Consider the following 2966-nt stretch of genomic DNA (forward strand, 5'->3'; position numbering starts at 1 on the left):
ACCAGCCAACGCCTCACCAAATAAGTTCAGGAACAGGCTCTCAGAAGAGCCATACGAGACACTGTCTTAGCGATGATGTCCACGAGGGCGGGCTGGGCCGGAACATGGCGGCAGGGGCCCACTCCTCTTCGCCGCGAGCTGCTCAACAAACCAGGGGACCAGGCGATGAGGTAGGCGGTGGCGGGAACAGCGCGGTACGTGTTGTCGCGGGGTGCGGTCGAAGTGGACGCGTATGTGTTGGGCGAGGCCGTGGAGGGCGCCGAGGAGGGACCACAGGGGCGTCTTCGTCGTCCGCTGAGCTGGTCGGTGAGGGAGCGGTGGTCGAGCATGATGAGCACGTCGTCGGGGGCGGGAGCCGTAGCCCGAGTGAGCGGAGGCCAATGGTGCCGCACGGGTGGGTTCGAGCACGGTGGGGAGGGTGAGCCACGCGGCGTAGAGCGCGAGCTCGCGGAGACGCCAGCGGGTGGTGTTGATGCAGATGTAGCAGTGGTACGGGAGCGAGGCTAGCGACGCGACGAGCGACGTCGCCACACGCCAGTCCCATGAATGCCGGCTCCGGGGGCATGTCCTTGTCCTGGTGCGAATCTACATTCGGATCCGAGAATAGGGCAGCGGTTGCGCAGGTGATCCCAGCGCTGGATGGGTTTGGAGCCAAGTATATCCTAAGGCCGGCGGCCTCAGTGGCTGCCAGGCGCCGCAGGCTGGCAGTGTAATCGGCATTGCCGAAGTGCCCGAGATGCAGATTCAACAGTGTAAACATCGTGCCTTTCCTTGACGTTCGAGGTTGGTGCCAGCTCTTCAAAACCGATGTACGCGTAGTCACGTCACGCAGAGATAGCCGCATAATCCACGCCGTTCACCAGGGCATGGCCGCTGCGTGGATGACTTCGAGGTGCATCGCGAGCACATTTCACCCTGTTACGACGCGACGTTCCACAACTTCGCTATTGTCGCGCATTCACACGCCTCAGTTCCCACATCGATCACGCCACCGTCGGCGGTGGCCAGATCCGCTGCTCCTCGGCGTCGACGGCGGTCGCTAAATCTCGGCCGTACGCGCGAACCACTTCATGGAGCCGGATGACCTGGTCTGAGTCGATCTCGACGAGGTGCAACGATGCCAGCTGGTGTAGGAGCCGTCGCACTTGCAGTGCCGGCACGCCAGCCAGCGCCGCTGCTGCGGCGACGCTCAGGTGGGAGTCGCGGTGTTGGCTGAACACCTGGAATAGGAGCGCGGCATCAGGGCTCAGGTTACGGTAGGACCAGGAAAGTACCTCTCGTAGGTTGGTGTTTCCCCATGCTCTCAGCCGGTCTTCATCATCGATCATCTCGTCCACCAGTTCGACGACCGGTCGATTGGGATACATCGCGATCTGTTCGGCGGCCAGGGCGAGCGCAAGCGGCAGGTGGCCGCAGCGTCGCGCCAGCATGGCCATCGCCTCGCCGGCGGCCTCAGCGCGGTCGTTTCCAATCACGATGCTCATCAGCTCGATGGATTTGTCCTCGGACAGGGGGCGCACTACAACCCGCGTCGCGTTATGGCGAGCGACGAGACTCGGGAGTGCGCGACGACTAGTCACGAGAACGGCGCAACCTGGCGAGGCCGGCATCAGTTGCTCGACGTCGTCGAGATCGTTGACGTTGTCCAACACGATGAGCGTGTTACGCTCGATCAGCAGTGATCGATACAGGCTGGCCCGCTCCACCGCTGTGTCCGGCACAAGAGTTGCTCCCATTGCAGTCAGGAAGCTCATCAGCACCTTTCCCGCCGATGCCGCCTTCTCTGGGGGAGCGAACCCACCAAAATCCGCATAGAGGTGACCGTCGACGTACTGGTGAGAAATGTCGTGGGCCAGCCGCAATGCGAGCGCGGTTTTGCCAACCCCCGCCGCGCCGTCGATAGCCGCCACACGGGGCGACCCGGTATCGCGCGAGCGCAACCCAGCAGCCAAGGCTGCGAGTTCGTTCTCTCGGCCCAGCAACAGCGCCGGTGCAGCGGGTAGTTGGGCTGGCCGCACTGATCCTTGGGCGGTCTTCCACGCGCGAATCAGTGCGCCGTTGGCACCCAACGCCTGATCACATGCTACGGCCATGCCCTGCGTGAGATTGGCTTTCCCATTCTCGATCTTTCCGAGATAGCCGTAGTCACAGCTCACTCGTGACGCCAGGGCCCGCAGGCTCAGGCGACGTCGGGCGCGCCACGTTCTCAGCTCTACGCCTGGGTTGACAGCCCAGCGTACCCCCCAGGTAGCCGTTCCCGTCTCCCCACTTGGTCTCACTGATCCCACCTCGAATCGCCCTCCGCCTCTAGGAACGTCGCTAGGGCCACGCGCCACACGAGTCCTCCATTGCGTGACGTCCCCTGACGCCTCCGGAGGAAGGCCCCGGCGAACTCTGGATAGCCACCCTCCGACAAGTCGACATGTCCCGTGCGTCTCCACCTCATCTATTGCCATCGCGCCCGATCGCACGGCTCCGAGTACCCACAGGCCAGAAGACCGGTCCCGTCGGGCACCACGACCTACAGGAGGAGGTGACCGATCTTTCGTACATCGCCGTGGCCGGCGTACTGCAACGTGCTTCAACAGCCGCACCCTGGGGTTCGTGGAGATCTCAGTGAAGCCGCGATGAGATTTCTGCCGGGTCTGCACCCACGTCGTCCGGGCAACGAGCACAATGAACGGTGACTATTCATGAACTGCGGGGGCGTGATGGTTGACAAGCAGCATTTGCCCTACCGGCACAGCATCCACACAGCGATGGGTGTGCTGGCAGGGCAGTGGGTCACAGCGGTGCTTGCATCGCTCGTGTCTGGTAGGAAGACCTACACGGGCCTGCGGGAGGACATCAATGAGCACGAGGCACGGTGGGGTTGGGTGGCGCACAATAAACCGTTGACCCAGAAGGTGCTGACCGAGACCCTAGTGTCGCGTGATCCTGGTGTCTTTACTTTGCGTTGTTGTCGA

General features: G+C 62.9%; 2 protein-coding genes. One reads left to right on the top strand and one right to left on the bottom strand.

The window, feature by feature from the left end:
• Window positions 1-983: 983 nt before the first annotated feature.
• Complete coding sequence (locus tag BU204_RS37665; protein WP_083661994.1) at window positions 984-2456, bottom strand: ATP-binding protein; 1473 nt, start codon at window positions 2454-2456, stop codon at window positions 984-986.
• A 255-nt stretch (window positions 2457-2711) separates the two neighbouring features.
• Between BU204_RS37665 and BU204_RS41800 the strand changes: the two genes are divergently transcribed.
• The coding region (locus tag BU204_RS41800) for a hypothetical protein (protein WP_233161069.1) at window positions 2712-2966 on the top strand (255 nt) is incomplete at its 3' end.

The sequence above is a fragment of the Actinophytocola xanthii genome, from assembly GCF_001921205.1.
GTDB classification, from domain to species: domain Bacteria; phylum Actinomycetota; class Actinomycetes; order Mycobacteriales; family Pseudonocardiaceae; genus Actinophytocola; species Actinophytocola xanthii.

Excerpts from the sequence above, each read along its gene's own strand:
- BU204_RS37665 (WP_083661994.1), bottom strand. The coding sequence starts at position 2,456 with ATGGCAATAGATGAGGTGGAGACGCACGGGACATGTCGACTTGTCGGA.